This is a genomic window from Burkholderia sp. Bp9142 (assembly GCF_003853415.1).
In the GTDB taxonomy this organism is placed as follows: Bacteria; Pseudomonadota; Gammaproteobacteria; order Burkholderiales; family Burkholderiaceae; genus Burkholderia.
In genome coordinates, this window is sequence record NZ_QTPP01000083.1 from 1 (window position 1) to 1,891 (window position 1,891).

Consider the following 1,891-nt stretch of genomic DNA (forward strand, 5'->3'; position numbering starts at 1 on the left):
TTTCCGGCATGCCGGCCTACCAGGCGCTGGCCGCCGAGGCCGAGCAGGATTACGAAGGCTTCTGGGCGCGTCTCGCGCGCGAGGGCCTCAGCTGGCACAAGCCGTTCACGAAGGTGCTCGACGAGAGCGACGCGCCGTTCTACAAGTGGTTCGACGACGGCGAACTCAACGCGTCGTACAACTGCCTGGACCGCCACGTCGAAGCCGGCAACGGCCAGCGCGTCGCCGTGATCTTCGAGGCCGACGACGGCACCGTCACGCGCATCACCTATGCCGAGCTCCTCACACGCGTGTCGCGCTTCGCGAATGCGCTGAAGAAACGCGGGATCGGCAAGGGCGATCGCGTCATCATCTATATTCCGATGTCGATCGAGGGCATCATCGCGATGCAGGCCTGCGCGCGCATCGGCGCCACGCACTCGGTCGTGTTCGGCGGCTTCTCCGCGAAATCGCTGAACGAGCGGCTCGTCGACGTCGGCGCGGTCGCGCTCATCACGGCCGACGAGCAGGCGCGCGGCGGCAAGACGCTGCCGCTCAAGAGCATCGCCGACGAAGCGATCGCGATGGGCGGTTGCGAAGCGGTCAAGAGCGTGATCGTCTATCGCCGCACCGGCGGCAAGATCGACTGGCATGCCGGGCGCGACCTGTGGATGCACGAAATCGCGGACGGCGAGTCCGACACGTGCGTGCCGGAATGGGTCGGCGCCGAGCATCCGCTGTTCATCCTGTATACGTCGGGCTCGACCGGCAAGCCGAAGGGCGTGCAGCACAGCACCGGCGGCTACCTGCTGTGGGCCGCGCAGACGATGAAGTGGACCTTCGACTGGAAGCCGACCGACGTGTTCTGGTGCACGGCCGACATCGGCTGGGTCACGGGCCACACGTACATCACGTACGGCCCGCTCGCGTGCGGCGGCACGCAGGTCGTGTTCGAGGGCGTGCCGACTTACCCCGACGCCGGCCGCTTCTGGAAGATGATCGGCGATCACAAGGTCACGGTGTTCTATACCGCGCCGACCGCGATCCGCTCGCTGATCAAGGCCGCCGAGGCCGACGACAAGGTCCATCCGAAGAGCTATGACCTGTCGAGCCTGCGCATCATCGGCACGGTCGGCGAACCGATCAATCCGGAAGCGTGGATGTGGTACCACAAGCACGTCGGCCAGGAGCGCTGCCCGATCGTCGACACGTGGTGGCAGACTGAAACCGGCGGCCACATGATCACGCCGCTGCCGGGCGCGACGCCGACGGTGCCCGGTTCGTGCACGCTGCCGCTGCCGGGCATCATGGCCGCGGTGGTCGACGAGACGGGCCAGGACGTGCCGAACGGGCAGGGCGGGATTCTCGTCGTCAAGCGTCCGTGGCCGGCGATGATCCGCACGATCTGGGGCGACCCGGAGCGCTTCAGGAAGAGCTACTACCCCGAGGAGCTCGGCGGCCGGCTGTATCTGGCCGGCGACGGCACGGTGCGCGACAAGGACACCGGCTACTTCACGATCATGGGCCGCATCGACGACGTGCTGAACGTGTCGGGCCACCGGCTCGGCACGATGGAGATCGAGTCGGCGCTGGTCTCGCACGAGCTGGTTGCCGAAGCGGCGGTGGTTGGCCGCCCGGACGACACGACCGGCGAGGCGGTGGTCGCGTTCGTGGTGCTGAAGCGCTCGCGCCCGGAAGGCGAGGAAGCGGCGGCGCTCGCGAAGGCGCTGCGCGACTGGGTCGGCAAGCAGATCGGGCCGATCGCGAAGCCGAAGGACATCCGCTTCGGCGACAACCTGCCGAAGACGCGCTCGGGCAAGATCATGCGGCGCCTGCTGCGCTCGCTCGCCAAGGGCGAGGCGATCACGCAGGACACGTCCACGCTCGAGAACCCGGCGATCCTCGACCAGCT

At 67.8% G+C, this 1,891-nt stretch carries 1 protein-coding gene; it reads left to right on the forward strand.

What is annotated here, in order from left to right; genetic code table 11:
* Positions 1-1,891, forward strand: a 1,891-nt coding sequence (gene acs / locus DIE22_RS37715) for an acetate--CoA ligase (RefSeq protein ID WP_124607544.1), incomplete at both ends; no start/stop codon positions are given.